Annotated in this window: 23 protein-coding genes; 21 read left to right on the plus strand and 2 right to left on the minus strand. The window is 37.7% G+C overall.

Features of this window, described 5'->3' with window-relative positions; all coding sequences use genetic code 11:
- Nucleotides 1-150 precede the first annotated feature (150 nt).
- The 12 genes from GPZ88_RS06965 to trpA all read left to right on the plus strand — a co-directional run bounded on the left by GPZ88_RS06965 (nt 151) and on the right by trpA (nt 11,715).
- Nucleotides 151-1,029, plus strand: coding sequence for an ABC transporter ATP-binding protein (locus tag GPZ88_RS06965; protein ID WP_166043815.1), 879 nt, complete (start codon nt 151-153; stop codon nt 1,027-1,029).
- Nucleotides 1,026-1,757 (plus strand): ABC transporter permease, encoded by a 732-nt coding sequence (locus GPZ88_RS06970; RefSeq protein ID WP_166043817.1) that lies wholly within the window; start codon nt 1,026-1,028, stop codon nt 1,755-1,757. The genes GPZ88_RS06965 and GPZ88_RS06970 overlap by 4 nt, the downstream gene beginning before the upstream one ends.
- The gene (locus GPZ88_RS06975; RefSeq protein WP_206282129.1) at nt 1,754-2,845 is read left to right on the plus strand and encodes a sensor histidine kinase; all 1,092 of its coding nucleotides are present in this window, start codon (nt 1,754-1,756) and stop codon (nt 2,843-2,845) included. The genes GPZ88_RS06970 and GPZ88_RS06975 overlap by 4 nt, the downstream gene beginning before the upstream one ends.
- Nucleotide 2,846: 1 nt before the next feature.
- On the plus strand, nt 2,847-3,443 hold the full coding sequence (locus GPZ88_RS06980) for a response regulator transcription factor (protein WP_074481840.1): 597 nt from the start codon (nt 2,847-2,849) through the stop codon (nt 3,441-3,443).
- 127 nt (nt 3,444-3,570) lie between these two features.
- Complete coding sequence (locus GPZ88_RS06985; RefSeq protein WP_074481841.1) at nt 3,571-4,728, plus strand: permease; 1,158 nt, start codon at nt 3,571-3,573, stop codon at nt 4,726-4,728.
- 728 nt (nt 4,729-5,456) lie between these two features.
- Entirely contained in the window at nt 5,457-6,812 is a 1,356-nt protein-coding gene (trpE, locus tag GPZ88_RS06990) for an anthranilate synthase component I (protein ID WP_166043819.1), read from the plus strand.
- On the plus strand, nt 6,809-7,378 hold the full coding sequence (locus GPZ88_RS06995; protein WP_074563244.1) for an aminodeoxychorismate/anthranilate synthase component II: 570 nt from the start codon (nt 6,809-6,811) through the stop codon (nt 7,376-7,378). The genes trpE and GPZ88_RS06995 overlap by 4 nt, the downstream gene beginning before the upstream one ends.
- A 15-nt stretch (nt 7,379-7,393) precedes the next feature.
- Nucleotides 7,394-8,398, plus strand: a complete 1,005-nt coding sequence (gene trpD, locus GPZ88_RS07000) for an anthranilate phosphoribosyltransferase (protein WP_074799245.1) — start codon at nt 7,394-7,396, stop codon at nt 8,396-8,398.
- Nucleotides 8,395-9,162, plus strand: coding sequence for an indole-3-glycerol phosphate synthase TrpC (trpC, locus tag GPZ88_RS07005; RefSeq protein WP_093815202.1), 768 nt, complete (start codon nt 8,395-8,397; stop codon nt 9,160-9,162). Before trpD ends, trpC begins: the two co-directional genes overlap by 4 nt.
- Nucleotides 9,149-9,730 carry a phosphoribosylanthranilate isomerase gene (locus GPZ88_RS07010; RefSeq protein ID WP_158913296.1) on the plus strand — a complete coding sequence of 194 codons (582 nt, stop codon included), beginning with the start codon at nt 9,149-9,151 and terminating at the stop codon, nt 9,728-9,730. The genes trpC and GPZ88_RS07010 overlap by 14 nt, the downstream gene beginning before the upstream one ends.
- On the plus strand, nt 9,727-10,929 hold the full coding sequence (gene trpB, locus GPZ88_RS07015) for a tryptophan synthase subunit beta (protein WP_158913298.1): 1,203 nt from the start codon (nt 9,727-9,729) through the stop codon (nt 10,927-10,929). Before GPZ88_RS07010 ends, trpB begins: the two co-directional genes overlap by 4 nt.
- A 3-nt stretch (nt 10,930-10,932) precedes the next feature.
- On the plus strand, nt 10,933-11,715 hold the full coding sequence (trpA, locus tag GPZ88_RS07020; protein ID WP_158913300.1) for a tryptophan synthase subunit alpha: 783 nt from the start codon (nt 10,933-10,935) through the stop codon (nt 11,713-11,715).
- Nucleotides 11,716-11,748: 33 nt separating this feature from the next.
- On the opposite strand, the gene GPZ88_RS07025 is transcribed toward trpA, so the two are convergent.
- Both GPZ88_RS07025 and GPZ88_RS07030 read right to left on the minus strand, forming a co-directional pair.
- Entirely contained in the window at nt 11,749-13,089 is a 1,341-nt protein-coding gene (locus GPZ88_RS07025; RefSeq protein WP_039697295.1) for an Nramp family divalent metal transporter, read from the minus strand.
- Nucleotides 13,090-13,182: 93 nt separating this feature from the next.
- On the minus strand, nt 13,183-13,833 hold the full coding sequence (locus GPZ88_RS07030) for a prepilin peptidase (protein WP_158913302.1): 651 nt from the start codon (nt 13,831-13,833) through the stop codon (nt 13,183-13,185).
- Between the two features lie 140 nt (nt 13,834-13,973).
- Here GPZ88_RS07030 and GPZ88_RS07035 point away from each other — a divergent pair, with 140 nt between their 5' ends.
- From GPZ88_RS07035 to GPZ88_RS07075, 9 genes are all read left to right on the plus strand, one after another.
- Nucleotides 13,974-14,498 (plus strand): Dps family protein, encoded by a 525-nt coding sequence (locus GPZ88_RS07035; protein WP_074559453.1) that lies wholly within the window; start codon nt 13,974-13,976, stop codon nt 14,496-14,498.
- Nucleotides 14,499-14,628: 130 nt separating this feature from the next.
- On the plus strand, nt 14,629-14,838 hold the full coding sequence (locus tag GPZ88_RS07040) for a YqgQ family protein (protein WP_006531568.1): 210 nt from the start codon (nt 14,629-14,631) through the stop codon (nt 14,836-14,838).
- A complete protein-coding gene (locus GPZ88_RS07045) occupies nt 14,831-15,799 on the plus strand; it encodes an ROK family glucokinase (RefSeq protein WP_039697292.1) in 969 nt (322 codons plus the stop codon). The genes GPZ88_RS07040 and GPZ88_RS07045 overlap by 8 nt, the downstream gene beginning before the upstream one ends.
- Before the next feature lie 10 nt (nt 15,800-15,809).
- Nucleotides 15,810-16,190 (plus strand): rhodanese-like domain-containing protein, encoded by a 381-nt coding sequence (locus GPZ88_RS07050; RefSeq protein ID WP_039697291.1) that lies wholly within the window; start codon nt 15,810-15,812, stop codon nt 16,188-16,190.
- Between the two features lie 183 nt (nt 16,191-16,373).
- Complete coding sequence (gene typA / locus GPZ88_RS07055; protein WP_074559456.1) at nt 16,374-18,218, plus strand: translational GTPase TypA; 1,845 nt, start codon at nt 16,374-16,376, stop codon at nt 18,216-18,218.
- Between the two features lie 89 nt (nt 18,219-18,307).
- Nucleotides 18,308-18,580, plus strand: a complete 273-nt coding sequence (locus tag GPZ88_RS07060; protein WP_039697289.1) for a DUF3165 family protein — start codon at nt 18,308-18,310, stop codon at nt 18,578-18,580.
- Nucleotides 18,581-18,722: 142 nt separating this feature from the next.
- Nucleotides 18,723-20,078: a UDP-N-acetylmuramoyl-L-alanine--D-glutamate ligase gene (murD, locus tag GPZ88_RS07065; RefSeq protein ID WP_074626069.1), complete on the plus strand. Its 1,356-nt coding sequence runs from the start codon at nt 18,723-18,725 to the stop codon at nt 20,076-20,078.
- A 2-nt stretch (nt 20,079-20,080) separates the two neighbouring features.
- Nucleotides 20,081-21,157 (plus strand): UDP-N-acetylglucosamine--N-acetylmuramyl-(pentapeptide) pyrophosphoryl-undecaprenol N-acetylglucosamine transferase, encoded by a 1,077-nt coding sequence (locus tag GPZ88_RS07070; RefSeq protein WP_166043821.1) that lies wholly within the window; start codon nt 20,081-20,083, stop codon nt 21,155-21,157.
- Complete coding sequence (locus GPZ88_RS07075; protein WP_166043823.1) at nt 21,158-22,393, plus strand: cell division protein FtsQ/DivIB; 1,236 nt, start codon at nt 21,158-21,160, stop codon at nt 22,391-22,393.
- Nucleotides 22,394-22,511 lie beyond the last annotated feature (118 nt).

Here is a 22,511-nt window from a genome sequence, read left to right on the forward strand (position 1 = left end):
TGATAACCAATTTGCTCAAGAGCAGATTGGTTTTTTGTTGCCAAAAACATGACAAAAGTCATGTAATGTCATGACATTATAAGCTAAAAAGCTCAGCTATTTTTTTCTAAAATAAAATCATCAAATAAAGAGAAAAATGGAGCTTATGAAATGATTACGGTTGAAAATATCTCAAAGACCATTAAAGGAAAAACTATTTTACAGGACATCTCATTTGAAGTGGCTGACGGAGATTGTGTGGCTCTGATTGGCCCAAATGGTGCCGGGAAAACCACTTTGATGTCATGCTTGTTAGGAGATTTGAAAATTAGTAAAGGAAAGATTGTCATCAATGGTTTAGCCCCAAATAGTCAGCAATTAAAAGATTCAGTAGCTGTTTTACCACAAGAAAATCGCTTGCCAGAAAAATTGAGAGTATGTGAATTAATTGCATTTTTTAAAGCGATTAGCAAGACCCCTTTAACTGATAAAGAGATTGATTACATTTTGCAATTTAGCAAGGAACAAAAAAATCAGCTAACTGAGAAATTATCGGGTGGTCAAAAGCGCTTGTTGGCTTTTACTTTGTGCCTTATTAGCCAACCCAAAATTCTTTTCTTAGACGAACCAACAGCAGCAATGGATACTTCAACGAGACAACATTTTTGGCAAATTATCCAATCGTTAAAGGGAAAAGGCGTGACCATTATCTACTCAAGTCATTATATCGAAGAAGTCGAACACACGGCTGAGCGCATTTTAGTTTTACATCGTGGAAAGTTGCTACGTGATACGACTCCATTTGCTATGAGAGAAGCTGCACATGAAAAACAAGTTACCTTGCCAAAAACATTTTTATCATTTGTTAACGGTCTAGCAAATAGTTATAGCATTAAAGTAAAGAATGACTCAGTTACTTTTATGACAAAAGAGATTGATAGTGTCTGGCAGAAATTACAGAAACAAGGTTGCCAGATTTCTGATATTGAAATTCAAAATAAAACCTTATTAAATACATTATTTGACCAAACACAGGAGAATGAAAAATGATTGCTTTATTAAAAGTTGAATGGATTAAAACGAAACGTACTTGGATAACTTTTGTATTATCTATTGGAATGCCGGTTTTCCTTTTCTTGTTCTTTTCTGGGATGGAACTCTCTCCAGATTTAAAAGAGCAGAAGGTGCTGGTGATGAGTTATATGTTAACCATGACAGCATTTTCAATGTCAAGCTTTGGCTTCTTCTCATTTCCAGCTATGCTTGTGGAAGATAAGACTAGCTATTGGATGACTTATATTGAACATTCTTCGGTTTCAATTTGGCAGTATTATCTATCAAAAGTGATTCGAGTTTTGGTTTGCTTTTTATTGTCTATTTTAGCAACGTTTTTATTTGGTGCGATTTTTCGTGGGGTGACAATGTCGCTTAGCCGCTGGTTGGGTTCAGCAGCCTTATTGTTATTGTCAAGTTTGCTATTTCTAGCTTTTGGTTTGTTAATTTCGCAAATGAAATCACAACAGTTAATGACAATTGTCGGTGATATTGCCTTTTTTGGATTGGCTATTATCGGTGGTTCTTGGATGCCAATCGAGACCTTTCCAGATTGGATGCAAAAGTTATCCAAAGTAACACCGATTTATCATGTGAATACCTTGGTGACAGACTTCGCTAAAAATGCTCAATTAAATTGGCAGTCCTTGATTATCGTGCTTGGCTATGCCATAATAATAGCAGCGTTAGCGCTTATGATTAAGAATAAAACTGAGGTTAAATGATGTTGAAAAGGATTAGGAATGTTCATCCCTTATTTTATATGCCCTTAGCTTTCTTAGCTTTTCCTATTTTGGGTGTTTTCTTTTTAGGTTATCCAGTTTGGACTCTGGGGATAACAGCGGCTTTTTTGCTTGGCTACCTTTTTCTTGTCAATTTTGAAGAAAATCCCTTAACCAATTCTTGCTGGTTACTCATGCTATCTTATATTATCTACATGACACTTTGTGTTGATGGTGGCATGATGTGGTTTACTTTTTATTTTAATAGTTTGCTTGTTTTTCAATTTCAAGATGATTATCGCTCATTTCGTTTTATTTCCTACGATTTAGCCATGCTTTTCATGATGTTTGTAGGAATGACTTTGACAGAAGATATAACGACTCGTGTGATGATTTTTCTTGTTCCTGTTGTGAATTATGCCATTTTATTTCACTGGATGAATGCTCGAAAAAATGAAGCACAAGAAAAAGCTATCATGGAAAAGAATCGTACCATTAATTTGTTACTAGCTGAAAATGAGCGAAACCGTATTGGCCGTGATTTGCATGATACTTTGGGACATGTTTTTGCTGCCATGACTTTAAAAACAGAGTTAGCACTTAAGCAATTAGAGAAAGGAAAATACGACCTTGTCAAAAAGCAATTAGAAGAATTAAACCAAGCTAGCCGCTCTTCGATGCATGATGTTAGAAATATCATCAATAATCTCAAGTTTAGAACACTTGAAGAAGAGATTGAGCAGTTGGAGCATTTCTTTGCTATGACGGAGATTGATTATCAGCTGCAAAATGATTTGAATTTAGAAGCGATGGCGCCTGTCTTGCAATCGACTTTGTGCATGATTTTGCGAGAACTAAGCAATAACGTCATTAAGCATAGTCAGGCTAATCAATGCCGTTTTCATTTATTTGAAAAAGAAGATAAGGTATTTGTCAGAGTAGAAGACAATGGTGTTGGTTTTGGAAAATTAACAGGGAATGAACTCCAATCTATTCGTGACAGACTTCTCTTAGTTGAGGGAAAAATTCAGATTCTGTCACAAGCTCAACCGACACTTATCCAAGTTGAATTGGGATTAAAGGAGAAATAGGATGAAATTATTAGTTGCTGAAGATCAATCCATGCTGCGAGATGCTTTGTGTCAGCTGTTGCTTATGGAAGATGATGTTGACGACGTTTTGCAGGCTGGGGACGGTGAAGAGGCTATTGAACTAGTCAAAACTAACTCAATAGATGTAGCGATTCTTGATGTTGAAATGCCTAAAAAATCAGGACTTGATGTTTTAGAATGGATTCGAGAGCATAAGGATTTGAAAGTGATTATTGTGACTACCTTTAAACGAGTTGGTTACTTTGAACGTGCAGTAAAGGCAGGTGTTGATGCTTATGTGTTGAAAGACCGTTCAACTTCTGAGTTGATGTCAACAATCCACACAGTGCTTGCAGGCAAAAAAGAGTATTCACCGGAATTGATGGAATCTATGATAAGCCAGGATAATCCGTTGAGTCCTCAAGAAAAGCGTATTTTACAATTGATTTCACTTGGAAAATCGAATCAAGATATTGCTGATACCCTTTATCTTTCAAATGGAACGGTGAGAAATTACACATCATCAATTTTTAATAAATTATCAGCCAATAATCGTGTTGAGGCGGCTAGAATTGCTAAAGACAAAGGTTGGTTATAAAGTAAATTAGAACTCGGTCAAATGGGTTCTTTTTTATTTTCCTCAATTAAAAAACGATTTCTGATTTTTGACATTTTGTTTACAGTTCCTGTTTTACAAGTAGTCATTAGCATAATATAATGAAGGTATGGAAAATAAAAAATTAAGTATTGTGCTAGATCAGGCAGTTGTCGATCAGTTAAATCTGAGTAAAGGGCAGCAATTAAAAGCTGAATTATACAATGATAAATTGGTTCTTCAAAAAGAGGGAAAACCAAAACAAGGACGTTTATCAAGCTGGGTTTTAATTTTATCAACTGTCATTTTATGTGTCTTATTTTATGCAGTGAGTTCTATTGAGAAGATGGATCAGATTTTGTTAGTTGGGGATTATTCTATTATTACCTTCTTGATTGGTTTTGGTGGGATACTTGGAATGACCATTTTTACAACAACGCTCATTCGCAACCGGACAGTCTTTCTTGGTGGCATCAAAGCGCGAGTTTTTTGGCGCATGCTTCCTGTTATTGTTGCCTCGTTTGCAGTGATTTTACTGTTAGCTCTTCTCGGCTTTGGCTGGCTGCTGGAGCAGATTTTCACGGGTGCTTCTTTTGACAAGTTAACTTCGAGTTTGATTTTAGGTGCATCAATCTATGCGGTCAGTCTTTTTTGGGGGCAAATAGCAGAGATGATTAGGGCGACTTGGTTGACAACCGTTTTTACAGTGATTATGGTCAGTGGTGTCTTTGTCGCAATGGCGACGAATCGATCTTTGCAGTGGTGGCATTTCAACTTAAGCTTTTTGGGAACACAAGCTGCTAAGGAAAGTTGGCAATTTAATCTGACTTTGATTTTGTCAGCCTTGGTTTTGGTTGCTTTGGTGGATTACTTGTTTGTCGCTTTAGGTGAAAAATATGGTAAAAACTGGAAATTAAGAGCTATACGTATCATGTTGACCATCTTAGGGATTGATTTGGGAGCAGTTGGCTTTTTCCCGAATGACGCTAGCTCACATCTCTTGCATACCAGAGTAGCAGGGTATCTGGTTTTGATTATCATTGCCTTAATTATCAGTGTTAAATGGCTTTTGCCAGAAGTAACGCGAGATTTCTTGATTATGTCTTATGCTATTGGTGGCATGTTGGTTGGATTAGAAATCGCCTTTCAGGGTATTCATTACTTATCTTTAACAGCTTTTGAATTGAGTGCCTTCTTACTTGCTTTTGCTTGGTTGATTCGATTAATCACCCATTTAGAAGGACTCTTATCCCCTGAAACAAAAGAAATTACTTTAACCCTTGAATAAATTCTAAATCTCTGAGTTTGACTTAGCGTTCTTGCTAGGAAAAACTTAGAGATTTTTTAATTAAATCAACAAAACAATGAAAAATGTTGAATTTTTAGAAAATTCATAAAAAAACGCTTGACAAGTCAAAATCAGGTGTTTATAATGGTAACCAATCAGAAAGTAGCAAGGATTTGCTTACAGGGAGCTCGTGGTTACTGTGAACGAGTAGCAGGTGGTTGTGAAATTGGGCTGATGGTATATTGTTGAAGATAAGAAATATTTTTCAGGTAGGCACCCCTTATCGTGCAGCTCCTTGTTAGAGGAGATAGAGATGGCGGATTATAGTATTTCCGTTAAGTTGAGGTGGCACCGCGCTATACATTAGACGTCCTCGCACAGAAGTTTTTTCTGTGTGAGGTTTTTTGTTTAGTGAATTAAGTGGAAGTGAAAAAGATTTCAAGATACAAGTGAGATAAACACTAGTTGTCAGTGGTAAGTCTCAGGGTAGGCACCCCTTATCGTGCAGCTCCTTGTTAGAGGAGATAGAGATGACGGAGTATATATTTCCGTTAAATTGAGGTGGCACCGCGCTATCATTAGACGCCCTCACACAGAAGGTTTTTTCTGTGTGGGGATTTTTTGTTTAAAAAGGGAGGAAATCATGAAAAGAAGAGATAAAGGCTGGCAAATCAGCGACTAGAATTTACAAAAAATACAATTAAAACTTCATGTAGAGAGGACATGACATGCGAAAAATTCTAACTGCTGATACCTTAACACCTATTCTTGCTTATATGCGAGTTCAGGGCGAGCATAAGGTTATTCTTGAATCAATTCCACGAGAAAAAGAGAACGCTCGTTTTTCAATTGTGGCTTACAACCCGGTCTTTGAAATCAAATATGAAAATGGTCAACTGACAGAAAATGGTCAAGTTATTGCTGGTGACCCGCTTGACTACCTCAATCAAGTAACAGTCAAAGGAGCTAGTAGTGATTTGCCATTTGGTGGCGGCGCAATTGGTTTTGTCGGTTATGACATGATTGGGCTTTATGAAAATATTGGTGAGATTCCAGAAGATACTATTGGAACGCCGGATATGCATTTCTTTGTTTACGAGTCTTATCTAATTTTTGACCACAAGACTGAAAAAGTCTACGTGGTAGAAGATAATATTTACAGTAAACGTGATAATGATGCAACGCGCCAAGCACTTGGTAAGGTAGTGAAAGATTTGCAGACGCAAGCGCCAAACGAATTTTCACCACAGGAATTGCATTCTCTTGAGTTTAAACACCACATTGAAAAAGAAAAATTTGAAAGCATGGTTGATACAGCCAAACAATTGATTCGACAAGGGGATATGTTCCAATGTGTGTTGAGTCAACGTTTTTCAAGCCCATTTGCTGGTGATCCACTTGATTATTATCGTAATTTGCGCGTGACTAATCCATCAAATTATCTTTATTTCTATGATTTTGGTGACTATCAGATTATTGGCGCAAGTCCTGAAAGTTTGGTTTCTGTGAAAAATGGTGAAGTGACAACGAATCCAATTGCAGGAACTCGTCCAAGAGGTTGTGATGAAGCTGAAGATGCTGCGCTAGCCAAAGACTTGCAAGCTGATATCAAAGAAACAGCTGAACATCGTATGTTAGTTGATTTAGGACGAAATGATATTGGAAGAATTTCTCAAAATGGTACGGTCAAGGTAACTAAGTACATGGAAGTAGAATATTTCCGCTATGTCATGCATTTAACCAGCGTGGTGAAGGGGCAGTTGCTAGCAGATGTGCAGAGTATTGATGCTTTGAAAACAACATTGCCAGCTGGTACAGTCTCTGGCGCACCAAAAATTCGTGCGATGAAACGTATCTATGAATTAGAACGTGAAAAACGCGGCGTCTACGCTGGTGCAATTGGTTATCTTTCGGCAACTGGAGATATGGATTTTGCCATTGCCATTCGCACGATGATTCTCAAAAATCAAAAAGCTTATGTTCAAGCAGGAGCAGGTATTGTTTACGACAGTGTACCAGAAAACGAATTTTACGAAACCATCAATAAAGCCAAAGGCATGACACGGATAGGGGATAGCAAATGATTTTATTAATTGATAATTACGATTCTTTTACCTATAACCTAGCGCAATACCTTGGGACTTTTGCCGAAGTTAAGGTCTTGCGAAATGATGCTGACGCATTAGAAAAAGCAGCCAAAGAAGCATCTGCTATTGTTTTATCACCGGGTCCAGGTTGGCCGGCTGACGCTGGAAAAATGGAAGAGGTGATTCAAACTTTTGCTGGTAAAAAGCCAATGCTAGGAATTTGTCTGGGGCATCAAGCGATTGCTGAAAGTTTTGGTGGCAAGCTTGGTTTAGCTAAAAATGTCATGCACGGCAAGCAAAGTGATATTGATGTTCTCAGCCAATCACCTATTTTTGCTGGGCTTGCCAAAAATATGCCAATTATGCGTTATCACTCAATTGTGGTGACAGACATGCCAGATGATTTTGAGGTAACTGCAAAAACGACTGATGATCAAGAAATCATGGCTATCCAGCATAAACAGTTACCGATTTATGGCCTTCAATTTCACCCAGAAAGTATTGGGTCACCAGATGGGCTTAAAATGATTGAAAACTTTGTACGATTAGTTGTTGAAAAGTAAAGCGAGGGATGGACAATGAAAGAACTCTTTAACCAAATTGCAAATAAGGAAGATTTATCAGAAGAACAAGTTGAAAGTTTATTTGATAGTATCTTAAATAACTCGATTTCAGAAAGTGAGATTGCTGCCTTTTTGATGGGACTCAAAGTGAAAGGTGAAACACCTTCTGAGATTACTGGTATTGTACGAGCTCTTAAGAGTCACGCTGTCGATTTACCACAGGATTTTGGGGATGCTATGTGTAACTGCGGAACAGGAGGTGACCAGTCTTATAGCTTTAACATTTCAACAACAGCTTGCTTTATTTTAGCAGCAGGTGGTATTCGTATTGCCAAAGGTGGTAATCGTTCGGTGTCATCAAAATCAGGTTCTGCTGATGTTCTTGAAGCTTTGGGCATTAATATTGCTGCTTCACCAGCAACATTATCAAAAGCTCTTGATGAAGTTGGACTTGCTTTTATCTTTGCGCAAACCATGCACCCAGCCATGCGTTTTATTGGTCCCGCACGTAAAACACTTGGGATTCCAACTATTATGAATATCGTTGGTCCTTTGGCAAATCCGCTTGACCTTGAAACGCAGTTGATGGGCTTGTATCGGGCAGACCTCCAAGAAACAGCAGCGCAAGTCATGCAAAAACTCGGACGCAAACGTGCCATTATTGTCACAGGTCCAAATAACATGGATGAAGCAGCGCTTTACGGCAAAAATACTTATACATTGTTAGAAGACGGTCAAATCACTCAACACAGCTTTACTTACAAAGACCTTGGTATGCCAAGAGTTGAGTTAGATGACATTGTTGGCGGAGATGCTAAGCAAAATGCAGATATTTTAGTCAGCGTTCTTGAAAATCAGGCTAGCCCTTATCTTGAAACAACCGTGCTAAATGCTGGTCTTGGCTTTTATGCTAACGGTAAAGTTGATAGTCTAGCAGAAGGGATTGACCTTGCTCGTCAATTAATCGCGGATGGTTCTGCTCTTGCTAAACTACACCAATTGCAAGAGGTACAAGTATGAGTAAAGAATTTTTACCAACCATTTTAAAGCAAAAAGAAAAAGAAGTTGCCTCTCTAGAACTTGAGCCACTGCAACCTCTTCGCGAGACTTATAAGCTCTACGATTACCTTAAAAATAATGCGAATAAGCTGCAAATTATCGCTGAGGTAAAAAAAGCCAGTCCCAGTCTTGGTGACATTAATCTCGAAGTTGATATTGTTAAGCAAGCCAAAATTTACCAAGATAGCGGTGCTGTGATGATTTCTGTTTTGACAGACCCTTTCTTTTTCAAGGGGGACATTGATTATCTTCGTCAGATTTCAAATCAAGTAAAAATTCCAACCTTGGCAAAAGATTTTATCATCGATGAAAAACAGATTATTCGTAGTCGAAATGCAGGAGCAACTGTTATTTTACTGATTGTGGCAGCTCTTTCTGAGACGCGTTTAAAAGAACTTTACGATTTCGCAACTGGCCTTGGCCTAGAAGTTTTGCTTGAAACGCATAACTTAGCAGAGTTGGAAGTGGCTCATCGCATTGGTGCTAAGATTATCGGAGTTAACAATCGTAACTTGGTGACCTTTGAAACGGATATCAATACAAGCTTGGAGCTATCAACATATTTTAAAGAAGGTCCAGTTTATATTTCAGAGTCAGCTATTTTTACTAAAGAAGATGCTGAGCTCGTTGCTCCATTTTTCAATGGTATTTTAGTTGGTACGGCTTTAATGACTGCTGAAAATGTAGCCGAGAAAGTGAAGGAGTTGCAAATTGACAAAGGTTAAAATTTGCGGACTTTCAACCAAAGAAGCTGTTGAACAAGCGGTTAAAAGCGGAGCTGATTATATTGGTTTCGTCTTTGCCAAAAGTAAACGTCAAGTCGGCATAAAACAAGCTAGCCATTTAGCTCAGTTGATTCCAGAAACTGTCCAAAAAGTGGGTGTTTTTGTAAGTCCGACTCTCTTGGAACTTCAAGAAGCTATTAGCCAAGTACCTCTTGATTTGGTGCAAATTCATGGAGAATTTGCTGATGAGGACTTTGAAAAAATTGGAGTTCCAAGTATTCGTGCCATTCCTGTCCAAAAAACACTGGAAGAAATTCACACTAAAGCGGATTTTCTATTATTTGACGCCCCCCTAGCTGGTTCCGGAAAGACATTTGATTGGGAGCTGCTAAAGGATAAAAAAATAGCGAAGCCATATTTTTTAGCAGGTGGATTGAGTGTCGATAATGTCGGACAAGCTATAACTTTCTTTCGACCCTACGCTGTTGATGTTTCTTCTGGTGTTGAGACGGATGGTAAAAAAGATTTATTGAAGATTATGAGATTTATAGAAAGTGTGAAAAAATGAGCTATAACCAACCAGATATTAATGGATTTTATGGAAAATTCGGTGGACAGTTTGTCCCTGAAACGCTGATGACTGCAGTTATTGAACTTGATAAAGCTTATCGCAAAGCAAAAGCTGACCCAAGCTTTCAAGAAGAACTCGATGAATTGCTTAAAAATTATGTTGGTCGTGAAACACCGCTATATTATGCAGAGCGCTTAACTAAGCATATCGGTGGTGCTAAGATTTACCTTAAACGTGAAGACCTTAACCACACTGGTGCTCACAAAATCAACAACGCCCTTGGTCAAGTTCTCCTTGCAAAACGCATGGGTAAAAAGAAAATCATTGCCGAAACTGGTGCTGGTCAACACGGTGTGGCAACAGCTACAGCAGCTGCACTTTTTGACATGGAATGTACTATTTACATGGGTGAAGAAGATGTCAAACGTCAAGCCCTCAATGTTTTTCGTATGGAGCTGCTCGGTGCTAAAGTACACGCTGTCACAGATGGTTCACGTGTTTTGAAAGACGCTGTTAATGCAGCTCTTCGCGCGTGGGTAGCAAATATCGAAGATACTCACTATATTATGGGGTCAGCACTTGGACCTGCACCATTTCCTGAAATCGTACGTGACTTTCAATCAGTTATTGGTAAAGAAGCCAAAAAACAATATGCTGAAATTTCTGGTGGAAAGCTACCTGATGCGGTTCTAGCATGTATCGGTGGCGGCTCAAATGCAATTGGTCTTTTTTATCCATTTGTCGAAGATGAATCTGTCGCACTTTACGGTGCTGAAGCAGCAGGACATGGTCTTGATACTGAAGAGCACGCAGCAACTTTTGCCAAAGGTCGTCCAGGCATTTTGCATGGAGCTTTGATGAATGTTCTCCAAGACCGCCATGGACAAATTATGGAAGCATTCTCTATTTCAGCTGGTCTTGATTATCCTGGGGTTGGTCCTGAACACTGTCACTTCAAAGATATTGGACGTGCAACATATGATTCGATTACAGACGATGAAGCACTTGAAGCTTTCATGCTTTTGTCGCGACTTGAAGGGATTATCCCAGCGCTTGAATCAAGTCACGCTGTTGCGCTTACCCAAAAAGTTGCTAAGGAGCTTGGGCCAGACAAATCAATTATCGTTTGTCTATCAGGACGCGGAGATAAGGATGTTGTTCAAGTAAAAGAACGTTTGGAAGCAGAAGGGAAGTAAACGATGACTAAGACACTTACAAAACATCTTCAAGAGATTAAAGCTAGCGGCAAAGGAATTTTTGTTCCTTACATTATGGCAGGTGACCATGACAAAGCTTTAGACGGTTTATTTGATACCATTACTTTTTTGGAAAATAGCGGAGCTTCTGCCATTGAAGTAGGGATTCCATGGTCTGATCCCGTCGCTGATGGCCCAGTTATTGAATTAGCTGGTCAACGAAGTCTTGCTAAAGGCGTTAATTTGACTGCGATTGTTGAAAAATTACAAGAACAAACAGTCGAAGTGCCTTTGGTCATTATGACTTACATCAATCCTGTTTACCAATACGGCATTGAAAAATTTGTTAAAGATTTGGCCAATACCTCTGTTAAAGGTTTGATTATTCCTGACTTGCCACATGAGCATGAAAATCTTATCAAGCCATACCTTGATAATACAGATATTGCCCTTGTTCCACTGGTTAGCTTGACTACTGGCATCGAACGCCAAAAGACTTTGTGTCAAAATGCTGAAGGTTTCATCTATGCGGTTGCTATCAACGGTGTTACAGGTAAAACTGGTAATTACCGAGATGATTTGGATAAACATTTGGCAAATCTTGAAGCTGTTGCTGACATTCCAGTATTAACAGGATTTGGAGTGTCAACAAAAGCTGATATCGAGCGTTTTAATAAGGTGTCAGATGGCGTCATTGTCGGAACTAAAATTGTTCGAGATTTACACGAAGGTAAAGCAGATGACGTCGCAGCATTTGTAACATATGGCTCAAATTATCAAAAATAAAAGAAAACCACTCAATGAGTGGTTTTTTGGGGTTTAAAACAAATCAATAATTAATTTTAAGTTTAAGACAGTTAAAATGATTGCTACTAAGTAGCCTAAAATAGAATTCCATTTGCTATTGACGAAGTCTCCCATAATCTTGCGATTTGATGTGAAATACACCAAAGGGAAAATAGAGAAAGGAAGTGCAAGAGATAGGAAGACTTGCGAGTAAACAATTAATTGATCAAGGACACTTTCTTGACTACCGTAAAGAAGTGCGATAATCAAGACTGGAGCTAAGGCAACTAAGCGCGTGACTAGTCGGATTAACCATTGAGGTAATCTCAGTTTTAAGAAACCTTCCATAACGATTTGCCCCGTTAGGGTTCCTGTGATGGTAGAATTCTGCCCGCTAGCTAATAAGGCGACAGCAAATAAGGTTGATAAAGCAGCGCTAGCAACTGTACCTGCAATGTTTGAATCTTGAAGGGCATCATACATTTGTGAAAAAGCGTTAATGTCATTTGCGTGTCCATAAAAGAGTGATGCTCCCAAGATAAGAAGAAGTGAGTTCACCACAAAAGCAACTGTTAGTTGAATATTAGAATCCCAAGTCATAAAACGAACCGCTTGTTTAATAGAAGATTGACTGGAATAATCAACTTTACGTGTTTGTGAAATAGATGAGTGAAGATAGAGATTATGTGGCATTACGGTTGCACCAATAATCCCTAAAGCAAGTGTCAATTTACTATTAACACCACTTTGATGCAAATCTATGATAGACGGCTGAGGAATATAGCCATGTAAAATACCTGAGAAACTTGGTTTTGATAACAAGACTAGATATAAGAAGATAATCAAAATCGTTGCAATCAAGGTTGAAACCAGAGCTTCAATTTTACGAAAGCCAAGCTTCATCAAGGATAAGAGAATAAAAACATCTAAGATAGTTATTAAAATGGAAAATAGCAACGGCCATCCAAATAGTAAATGGAGCGCAATCCCAGATCCAATAACTTCTGCCAAATCAGTCGCCATCAAGGCTAATTCAATGACAACAAATAAAAAGTAACGTAACTTTTTTGGCAAATGAGCAGCAGTTGCTTGCGCTAAATCCTTTTGAGTCACAATACCTAGTTTTCCTGCCATCTGCTGCAATTGCATAGCAATTAAAGATGAGATTAAAACAACTGATAAAAGTAGATATTTATAAGTAGCTCCACCAACAACACTAGTAATCCAGTTACCTGGATCCATATAACCAACAGCCACTAAAGCTCCTGGTCCGATAAAAGCTCGAAGTGTTTGCCAAAATGAGGCATTTTTTGGAACAGCAATACTTTGATTGACCTCGCTAAGTGATTTTTGAGAATTGACAGTAGTTTCCAAAGGCAGCCCTCTTTTCTAAAACTCTTATTCAAGGCCTATTATAGCAGAAGAATTTTAAAAATAAAGTATTTTTAACTATATTTAATAAAAAAATTAAGCGCACTTAAAAATTATAACTAAAAGATAGCCTAAAAATAGAAAAGGAACAAAGGGAATGCGTTTGTTTTTATCAAAAAGGCAATACAGAATTCCTACCAAAGAACCCAGTTCAACAATCCATAAAATGTTCTCCAAATCAAGAAAAAGACTCAAACTGGCTAGGTAGAAAAAATCACCGCTACCGATTTTTATGTCAAAAAGCTCAGCTATGATCCCAAGTAAAAGAAGAATAATACTTACCGTATTAAGAGGAAGAAAAAGGAGTAAAAAAGCACTGGGTAGTAACCAGATTAATAGGGGAAAGGACTGGTTTTTTAAATCATATAAACTAAGTGTCATGCTAAAGAAGAAAATAAAGAGACTAGATGGAGCTATGATATCGTGGTAATAAAGAGCAGTTGCGAGCCCACAGACAAATTCAAAAATGCCATACCATAAAGGAATTTTACTTTTACAAAAATGGCAGCGAGAACGGTTAAAAATCTGAGAAAAAACTGGAATCATGTCCAGCGGTCTCAGCGGTTTGCCACAGGTATTACAATGACTAGCAGGAAATAAAATAGATTCCTTCGGAAAACGATCAACAACTAATCCGATAAATGAAGCAAGCGATGCTCCAAGAAAAAAGAATAACAAAGTGTCCATACCTTATTATTCGAAAAAAATTTTTTAAAATTTGTGAGCATATTACTTGCTACTTATTTAGAATTATTCTAAAATAGAACTATAAAGAAAAGGAAATATTTCCTAAAACCATTGATTTTATTTTTTAGAGGAGGTCGCTTATGACTCAAACAATGACTGAAACTATTTACGCATCTGTAACACATAACATTTCACAAAATACAAAAAACGCTAAAACAAAGGCTGTGCTTAATCAAGCAGTAGCAGATCTTTCAAAAGCTGCTTCAATCGTTCACCAAATCCACTGGTACATGCGTGGTGCTGGATTCTTCTACCTTCACCCAAAAATGGATGAATTGATGGACGGACTTAACGCTAACTTGGATGAAATCAGCGAACGTTTGATTACAATCGGAGGCGCACCATTCTCTACACTTAAAGAATTCGATGAAAACTCTAAATTAGAAGAAACTGCTGGTTCATTCGATAAGACAATGGACGAAAATCTTGCTCGTTTGGTTGAAGTTTACACTTACCTTACAGCTCTTTACCAAGTTGGTCTTGATGTGACTGACGAAGAAGGAGATGCCCCATCAAATGACATCTTCACAGCAGCAAAATCTGATGCTGAAAAAACAATTTGGATGCTTCAAGCCGAACGCGGACAAGCTCCAGGACTTAAATAATTAAGAAAAAACGTGATAGTGGGCCGAAAGGTCCACTATTTTTTCATGAAAACAAATGAAAACGTAAAAATAAAGAAAACGATTGCATATCCTATTGAAAAAGAGTCTTATTTTTGATAAAATGCTTTGTATGAAAACTTTATTTGACGTGCAGCAACTGTTGAAACGGTTCGGCATTTTTGTCTATATCGGTAAACGTCTTTATGATATAGAAGTCATGAAACTTGAACTTGAGAAATTGTATGAAAATGGGTTGATTGACAAGGCTGACTACCTGAATGCAGAATTAATTTTGCGTCGCGAGCACCGTTTAGAAATGGAGAAAGAAAATAATGACTAAAAAACTTTTAGGGATTGACCTAGGTGGAACAACGATTAAATTCGGTATCCTAACTCTTGAAGGTGAAGTTCAAGAAAAATGGGCAATCGATACAAATACACTTGAGGATGGAAAACACATCGTTCCTGATATTGTTGAATCAATCAAACACCGTTTGAACCTTTACGGTTTGACAAAAGATGATTTTGCAGGTATCGGTATGGGTTCACCAGGTGCTGTTGACCGTGAAAACAAAACTGTTACAGGTGCCTTCAACTTGAACTGGGCTCACACTGAAGAAGTTGGTTCAGTTATCGAACGCGAACTTGGTATTCCATTTGCTATCGACAACGATGCTAACGTAGCTGCTCTTGGTGAACGTTGGACAGGTGCTGGTGCTAACAACCCTGATGTTGTTTTCGTAACACTTGGAACTGGTGTTGGTGGTGGTGTTATCGCTGACGGTAACCTTATCCACGGTGTTGCAGGTGCTGGTGGAGAAATTGGTCACATGAACGTTGAACCAGTTGATGGTTTTGAATGTACATGTGGTAACAAAGGATGTCTTGAAACAGTTGCTTCAGCAACAGGTGTTGTTCGTGTAGCTCGTCACTTGGCAGAAGAATACGAAGGTGATTCAAAAATCAAAGCTGCTATCGACAATGGTGATGTGGTAACAAGTAAAGATATCTTCGTAGCTGCTGAAGCTGGTGACCACTTTGCTGACTCAGTTGTTGAAAAAGTTGGTTTCTACCTTGGACAAGCAACTGCTAACATTGCAAACATCTTGAACCCAGACTCAGTTGTTATCGGTGGTGGTGTATCAGCTGCAGGTGAATTCTTGCGTAGCCGTGTTGAAAAATACTTCGTTACTTACGCATTCCCACAAGTTCGTAAAACAACTAAAGTGAAAATCGCTGAACTTGGTAACGATGCTGGTATCATCGGTGCTGCAAGTCTTGCAAGCCAATTTGTAGATTAAGAGGCCAAAAATGAACTGGATGATTTTTCTAATTGCTTTAGTCGTTATCATTGGTTGGTTCGCATGGACATACATTAGTGTTCGTCGTTCAGCTAAATTCATTGATAATGCAGAATTTGAAAGCATGATTCACACAAGTCAATTGATTGATGTTCGTGAAGCAGCAGCTTTCAAAACAAAACATATTATGGGAGCACGTAATCTCCCAGCTAGCCAAATTCAATTGTCTTACTCAGCTATTCGTAAAGACAAACCAGTTCTTTTATATGACAGTAGTAGAAGTGCTGCCCTTCCACGTGTTATCAAAACATTGAAAAAAGCTGGTTACACAAATCTTTACGTCCTCAAAGATGGCTTTGATTACTGGACTGGTAAAATTAAAGAAGGTTAATAAAAAGAAAGTCTATCTGACTTTCTTTTTTCTTTTCAAAAAAGAACATTTATGAGCCTTTGATGAATATTTAATAGTAAAATCTATTTCTGAAAACATTTACACAGCTTTTAACGATGTTTTTTCAGGTGAAATATGATATAATTCAAAAGTTAGAATAAATTAAAAATAAATCGAGGAATCATGACTAAATTAAGAGAAGATATTCGTAACGTGGCGATTATCGCCCACGTTGACCACGGGAAAACAACCCTTGTTGATGAATTGTTGAAACAATCACACACACTTGACGAACGTAAAGAATTGCAAGAACGTGCAATGGACTCAAACGATCTTGAAAAAGAACGCGGAATTACAATCCTTGCTAAAAATACTGCAGTTGCTTACAACGGTGTTCGTATCAACATCATGGACACACCAGGACACGCGGACTTCGGTGGAGAAGTTGAACGTATCATGAAAATGGTTGATGGTGTTGTTCTTGTTGTCGATGCTTACGAAGGTACTATGCCTCAAACACGTTTCGTGTTGAAAAAAGCTCTTGAACAAAACTTGACACCAATCGTTGTTGTTAACAAAATTGATAAACCATCAGCTCGTCCAGCAGAAGTTGTTGACGAAGTTCTTGAACTTTTCATCGAACTTGGTGCCGATGATGATCAACTAGAATTCCCAGTTGTTTACGCATCAGCTATCAACGGTACATCATCACTTTCTGATGATCCAGCTGATCAAGAACACACAATGGCTCCTGTCTTTGATACAATCATTGACCACATTCCAGCTCCAGTTGACAACTCAGAAGAACCACTTCAATTCCAAGTGTCACTTCTTGATTACAACGATTTCGTTGGACGTATCGGTATCGGACGTATCTTTCGTGGTACTGTTAAAGTTGGTGACCAAGTTACTCTTTCTAAACTTGATGGCTCAACTAAAAACTTCCGTGTTACGAAATTGTTTGGTTTCTTCGGACTTGAACGTCGTGAAATCCAAGAAGCTAAAGCTGGTGATTTGATTGCTATCTCAGGTATGGAAGATATCTTCGTTGGTGAAACAATCACTCCAACTGATTGCGTTGAACCACTTCCAATCCTTCACATTGATGAACCAACTCTTCAAATGACATTCTTGGCAAATAACTCACCATTTGCAGGTCGTGAAGGTAAATTCGTAACATCTCGTAAAGTTGAAGAACGTTTGCTTGCTGAATTGCAAACTGACGTATCACTTCGCGTTGATCCAACTGATTCTCCAGATAAATGGACTGTATCAGGTCGTGGTGAATTGCACTTGTCAATCCTTATCGAAACAATGCGTCGTGAAGGATATGAACTTCAAGTATCACGTCCAGAAGTTATCATCAAAGAAATCGATGGCGTAAAATGCGAACCATTCGAACGTGTTCAAATCGATACACCAGAAGAATACCAAGGTTCAGTTATCCAATCATTGTCAGAACGTAAAGGTGAAATGATTGACATGCAATCAACTGGTAACGGTCAAACTCGCCTTGTCTTCTTGGCACCAGCTCGTGGACTTATCGGTTACCCAACTGAGTTCCTTTCAATGACTCACGGTTACGGTATCATGAACCACACGTTCGACCAATACATGCCAGTTATCAACGCTGAAATCGGTGGACGTCGTCGTGGTGCTCTTGTATCTATCGATACTGGTAAAGCAACAACATACTCAATCATGTCTGTTGAAGAACGCGGAACAATCTTCGTTAACCCAGGTACTGAAGTATACGAAGGTATGATCATTGGTGAAAACTCACGTGAAAACGACTTGACAGTTAACATCACTAAAGCTAAACAAATGACAAACGTTCGTTCAGCTACGAAAGACCAAACTGCTGTTATCAAAACTCCACGTATCTTGACTCTTGAAGAATCACTTGAATTCTTGAACGATGACGAATACATGGAAGTTACACCAGAATCAATCCGTTTGCGCAAACAAATTCTTGATAAAAACTTGCGCGCTAAAGCAGCTAAAAAGAAAAAATCAGCTGAAGAGTAAAATAGTCTGCTAGACTATTTTAGTTCCAAACTTAAAATAAACTCGGAAAACAATACACATAAATTTGAATTGTAGGAAGGAATCATGAAATGTTTTATTTAATTATTGCAATCTTAATTATTTCATACTATATTTTCATGGCTCCTAAAACAATTCGTAATACTCTTGGGATGATTGGTTTTGTTGGCTTAGTTGCAATGCTACTTGTTTTAGCAGTAATGAGCTTTGTTAAAATCATGCAATCACCACCAGAAATTTTTCTTGCACTTGCTATGGTTGCCTTGGGATTTTTCGCGCTAAGGGATGTCTATCGCTTACCTGTTAAGAAAAATGAAAATGAGCAATATAGCGAAAGAGGCTGAGTATTTACTCAGCTTTTTTTGTCATAAACACTCTATCAGACATTGCGACACTAAGATTGTCTTAAATGCCGTAGAATGATTGAAAAACACCTTAAATAAAGGTAGAATATTATTATATTTGCAATGTTAGAATGGATATATTATGAAAAAAATTGAAACATTTGAAAATAAAAAAGTCTTAGTTCTTGGTTTAGCAAAATCTGGAGAAGCTGCAGCGCGTCTCCTTGAAAAATTAGGTGCTATCGTTACAGTTAACGACGGTAAACCATTTGATGAAAATCCAGCTGCACAATCTCTTCTTGAAGAAGGCATCAAAGTTATCTGTGGTAGCCATCCACTAGAACTTTTGGATGAAAACTTTGAATTGATGGTTAAAAACCCAGGAATTCGTTACGATAATCCAATGGTGGCTCGCGCTATTGAAAAACATATTCCAGTTATCACAGAAGTTGAGTTGGCTTACATGATTTCAGATGCACCAATTATTGGTATCACTGGTTCAAATGGTAAAACAACAACAACAACTATGATTGCTGAAACATTGAACAATGGTGGTAAATCAGGTCTTCTTTCAGGAAATATTGGTTTTCCTGCTTCTGAAGTGGCACAGACTGCTACAGATAAAGACACTTTGGTTATGGAATTATCTTCTTTCCAATTGATGGGAACAGATACTTTCCACCCACACATGGCTGTTATTACAAACCTTATGCCAACACATATTGACTACCATGGTAGTTTTGAAGAATATGTTGCTGCAAAATGGAATATTCAAAAGAATATGACAGCAGAAGATTATTTGGTACTTAACTTTAACCAAGATTTGGCAAAAGAATTAGCACAAAAAACAGCAGCACAAGTTGTCCCATTCTCTACAACTGAGAAAGTTGACGGTGCTTACCTAGATGGTGATACTTTGTATTTCAAAGATGAAGCTATCATGAAAGCATCTGAAATCGGTGTTCCTGGTAGCCACAACGTTGAAAATGCTTTGGCAACAATTGCAGTTGCAAAACTCTCAGGAATTGCAAATGAAGCTATTAAAGAAACTTTGTCACATTTTGGTGGGGTTAAACACCGTCTTCAAGCTCTTGGTGAAGTTAACGGCATTAAATTCTATAACGATTCTAAATCAACAAATATTCTAGCAACTCAAAAAGCTCTTTCAGGATTTGATAATTCAAAAGTTATCTTGATTGCTGGTGGTCTTGACCGTGGTAATGAATTCGACGAACTTGTTCCAGATATTACAGGTGTTAAATTGATGGTTATTCTTGGAGAATCAGCTCCTCGTGTGAAACGCGCAGCTGATAAAGCACAAGTTCCGTACGTTGATGCTAAAGATGTCGCAGATGCTGCTCGTATTGCTTACAGTAAAGCTGAAGTTGGAGATGTTGTTCTCTTGAGCCCTGCTAATGCAAGCTGGGATATGTATAAGAGCTTTGAAGTTCGTGGTGATGAATTTATCGCAACCTTTGAAGCTATTAAAGGAGAATAAGCATGGCTAAAAAAATCGTATTTACCGGTGGTGGTACAGTTGGCCATGTTACCTTGAACTTGATTCTTATCCCAAAATTTATCAAAGATGGTTGGGAAGTTCACTATATTGGTGACAAACATGGAATTGAACACGAACAAATTGAAAAATCAGGTCTAGATGTAACCTTCCATTCTATTGCAACAGGAAAATTAAGACGTTATTTTTCATGGCAAAACATGCTTGATGTGTTCAAAGTTTCATTTGGAATTCTTCAATCAATTGCAATTATCGCTAAAATTCGTCCACAAGCTTTATTCTCAAAAGGTGGCTTTGTATCTGTCCCACCAGTCATTGCGGCAAAAACACTTGGAGTTCCTGTTTTTGTGCACGAATCTGACTTATCAATGGGCTTAGCCAATAAAATTGCCTATAAATTTGCGACAACGATGTACACAACCTTTGAACAAGCCAAAGGCTTGGTGAAAGTAAAACACGTTGGTGCGATTACAAAAGTTGGTAGCAAAGTTGCTTATGATAGAAGCAAAATTGAAGAAATTAAAGCACACTTTAACCCTGAATTGAAAACACTTCTTTTCATCGGTGGTTCTGCGGGGGCACGTGTTTTTAATGACTTTATTACAAATACCCCTGAATTGGTTGAACACTACAATGTTATCAATATTTCAGGAGATAAAAGTTTAAACGGATTGAGTCAAAATCTCTATCGAGTTGATTATGTCACAGACCTTTATCAGCCTTTGATGGACATGGCAGATGCTGTTGTGACACGCGGTGGTTCAAATACTATTTTTGAGTTGGTTGCCATGAATAAATTACACTTGATTGTGCCTCTTGGAAAAGAAGCTAGTCGAGGAGACCAACTGGAAAATGCTGCTTATTTTGAGAAAAAAGGCTATGCTCGCCAACTTTCTGAAGACAAGCTAACATTTTCAAATTTAGAAGAAGAGTTAACACAACTTTTTGAACAAGAAAATAGCTATCACACACAAATGAAAAATTCCACTGAAATCAAGTCACAAGAAGAATTTTATGATCTGCTTAAACAAGATATTTCTAAGACTGCAAAAGGAATTTAAATGACAAAAAAGAAAGAGCCTAAAAAAGGTCAAAAAGCTAAATCAGAAAAAAAATCAGCTTTGACGGAATGGCAAAAACGTAATATTGAGTTTCTAAAGAAAAAAGAAGCTGAAAAAGCGGAAAAGAAAAAACGCCAAGAAAAATTACGCTTAGAGCGCAAGCCGAAAGCAACAGATACTGATACCAAAGCTGAAAAAGTCGAAGAAAAAGCTTTGACTGCAGAAGAAAAGAAAAAGGCTAAGGAAGCTAAAAAAGAAGAAGCTAGAGAAGCTAAAGAGGCTAAAAAATTACAAAAACTGGAAGCTAAAAAAGAGAAAACGCCTCTTCAAAAAGCGATTCATCATGCGCTACCAGTTATCATCACTTCTGCGGTTGTTCTTTTAATTTCAATCTTTTTGGTAACCCCATTTAGTAAAAAGAAAATTGTTACGGTTACGGGTGCGACAACGGTTAGTCAGGAAGAAGTGATTAGAGATTCAGGAATTAAACCGTCTAACTATCTCTTTTCATTGATTTTCCACCATTCAGCTTATGAAAAAAATATTATTAGCAAAAATAAAATGGTGAAAAGTGCTAACTTTATTTACCGTTTCCCAAATAAATTAAATATTGATGTTAAAGAGTACAGCATAATTGCTTATGCCCAAACTGATGATGGCTATCAGCCAATCCTTGAAAATGGGACACGTATTGGTCTTGTAGGAGCTTCTGAATTACCAGAAAGTTTCTTAACGATTAATTTATCATCAGAAAAAGACATTCAAAAACTGGTTAAGGCTTTTTCAAAATTGGATAAAGATTTGGTTAATCAAATTCAAATTGTCAGCTCAGCAGATTCTGCAACAACATCAGATTTATTGAAATTGGAAATGCATGATGGAAACATTGTTCGTGTACCATTATCTGAAGTAGCTAAGAAATTACCATATTATTTGAAAATAAAAGATAGCTTACCAGAAAACAGCATTGTTGATATGGAAGTGGGAATTTATGCAACTTCTGAATCCATTGAAGCATCTGTTGCAGCGGATAAAGAAAAAGCTAAAAACGAAAACAAAGAAGAATCAGAATCTGATTCTAAATCTGACGAAGAAAACTCTCAAACCGAGTCGAGTGAGGAAGCTACAGCAACGGAATCAAGCGAAGCTGAAGGCGCAGAAAATCAAGCTCCAGAAGCTACAAATGAAGAGCATCCGAACGAAACCGCAGTAGTTGAACAAGTAGCTCAACAATAAAATTAAGATTCTATAACAAAAAACGTAAAATGATAACATTTTACGTTTTTTTATGATATAATATTTTCTGAATAATTCTGATTTTATGCAGATTTTAGAATAGTAAATGATTGGAAAG

The organism is Streptococcus ruminicola, assembly GCF_011387195.1.
GTDB classification, from domain to species: Bacteria; Bacillota; Bacilli; order Lactobacillales; family Streptococcaceae; genus Streptococcus; species Streptococcus ruminicola.

What these genes read in the sequence shown, in the direction of transcription:
- GPZ88_RS06965 (WP_166043815.1), top strand. Translation starts at nt 151, where the DNA reads ATGATTACGGTTGAAAATATCTCAAAGACCATTAAAGGAAAAACTATT.
- GPZ88_RS06970 (WP_166043817.1), top strand. Translation starts at nt 1,026, where the DNA reads ATGATTGCTTTATTAAAAGTTGAATGGATTAAAACGAAACGTACTTGG.
- GPZ88_RS06975 (WP_206282129.1), top strand. Translation starts at nt 1,754, where the DNA reads ATGATGTTGAAAAGGATTAGGAATGTTCATCCCTTATTTTATATGCCC.
- GPZ88_RS06980 (WP_074481840.1), top strand. Translation starts at nt 2,847, where the DNA reads ATGAAATTATTAGTTGCTGAAGATCAATCCATGCTGCGAGATGCTTTG.
- GPZ88_RS06985 (WP_074481841.1), top strand. Translation starts at nt 3,571, where the DNA reads ATGGAAAATAAAAAATTAAGTATTGTGCTAGATCAGGCAGTTGTCGAT.
- trpE (WP_166043819.1), top strand. Translation starts at nt 5,457, where the DNA reads ATGCGAAAAATTCTAACTGCTGATACCTTAACACCTATTCTTGCTTAT.
- GPZ88_RS06995 (WP_074563244.1), top strand. Translation starts at nt 6,809, where the DNA reads ATGATTTTATTAATTGATAATTACGATTCTTTTACCTATAACCTAGCG.
- trpD (WP_074799245.1), top strand. Translation starts at nt 7,394, where the DNA reads ATGAAAGAACTCTTTAACCAAATTGCAAATAAGGAAGATTTATCAGAA.
- trpC (WP_093815202.1), top strand. Translation starts at nt 8,395, where the DNA reads ATGAGTAAAGAATTTTTACCAACCATTTTAAAGCAAAAAGAAAAAGAA.
- trpB (WP_158913298.1), top strand. Translation starts at nt 9,727, where the DNA reads ATGAGCTATAACCAACCAGATATTAATGGATTTTATGGAAAATTCGGT.
- trpA (WP_158913300.1), top strand. Translation starts at nt 10,933, where the DNA reads ATGACTAAGACACTTACAAAACATCTTCAAGAGATTAAAGCTAGCGGC.
- GPZ88_RS07030 (WP_158913302.1), bottom strand. Translation starts at nt 13,833, where the DNA reads ATGGACACTTTGTTATTCTTTTTTCTTGGAGCATCGCTTGCTTCATTT.
- GPZ88_RS07035 (WP_074559453.1), top strand. Translation starts at nt 13,974, where the DNA reads ATGACTCAAACAATGACTGAAACTATTTACGCATCTGTAACACATAAC.
- GPZ88_RS07040 (WP_006531568.1), top strand. Translation starts at nt 14,629, where the DNA reads ATGAAAACTTTATTTGACGTGCAGCAACTGTTGAAACGGTTCGGCATT.
- GPZ88_RS07045 (WP_039697292.1), top strand. Translation starts at nt 14,831, where the DNA reads ATGACTAAAAAACTTTTAGGGATTGACCTAGGTGGAACAACGATTAAA.
- GPZ88_RS07050 (WP_039697291.1), top strand. Translation starts at nt 15,810, where the DNA reads ATGAACTGGATGATTTTTCTAATTGCTTTAGTCGTTATCATTGGTTGG.
- typA (WP_074559456.1), top strand. Translation starts at nt 16,374, where the DNA reads ATGACTAAATTAAGAGAAGATATTCGTAACGTGGCGATTATCGCCCAC.
- GPZ88_RS07060 (WP_039697289.1), top strand. Translation starts at nt 18,308, where the DNA reads ATGTTTTATTTAATTATTGCAATCTTAATTATTTCATACTATATTTTC.
- murD (WP_074626069.1), top strand. Translation starts at nt 18,723, where the DNA reads ATGAAAAAAATTGAAACATTTGAAAATAAAAAAGTCTTAGTTCTTGGT.
- GPZ88_RS07070 (WP_166043821.1), top strand. Translation starts at nt 20,081, where the DNA reads ATGGCTAAAAAAATCGTATTTACCGGTGGTGGTACAGTTGGCCATGTT.
- GPZ88_RS07075 (WP_166043823.1), top strand. Translation starts at nt 21,158, where the DNA reads ATGACAAAAAAGAAAGAGCCTAAAAAAGGTCAAAAAGCTAAATCAGAA.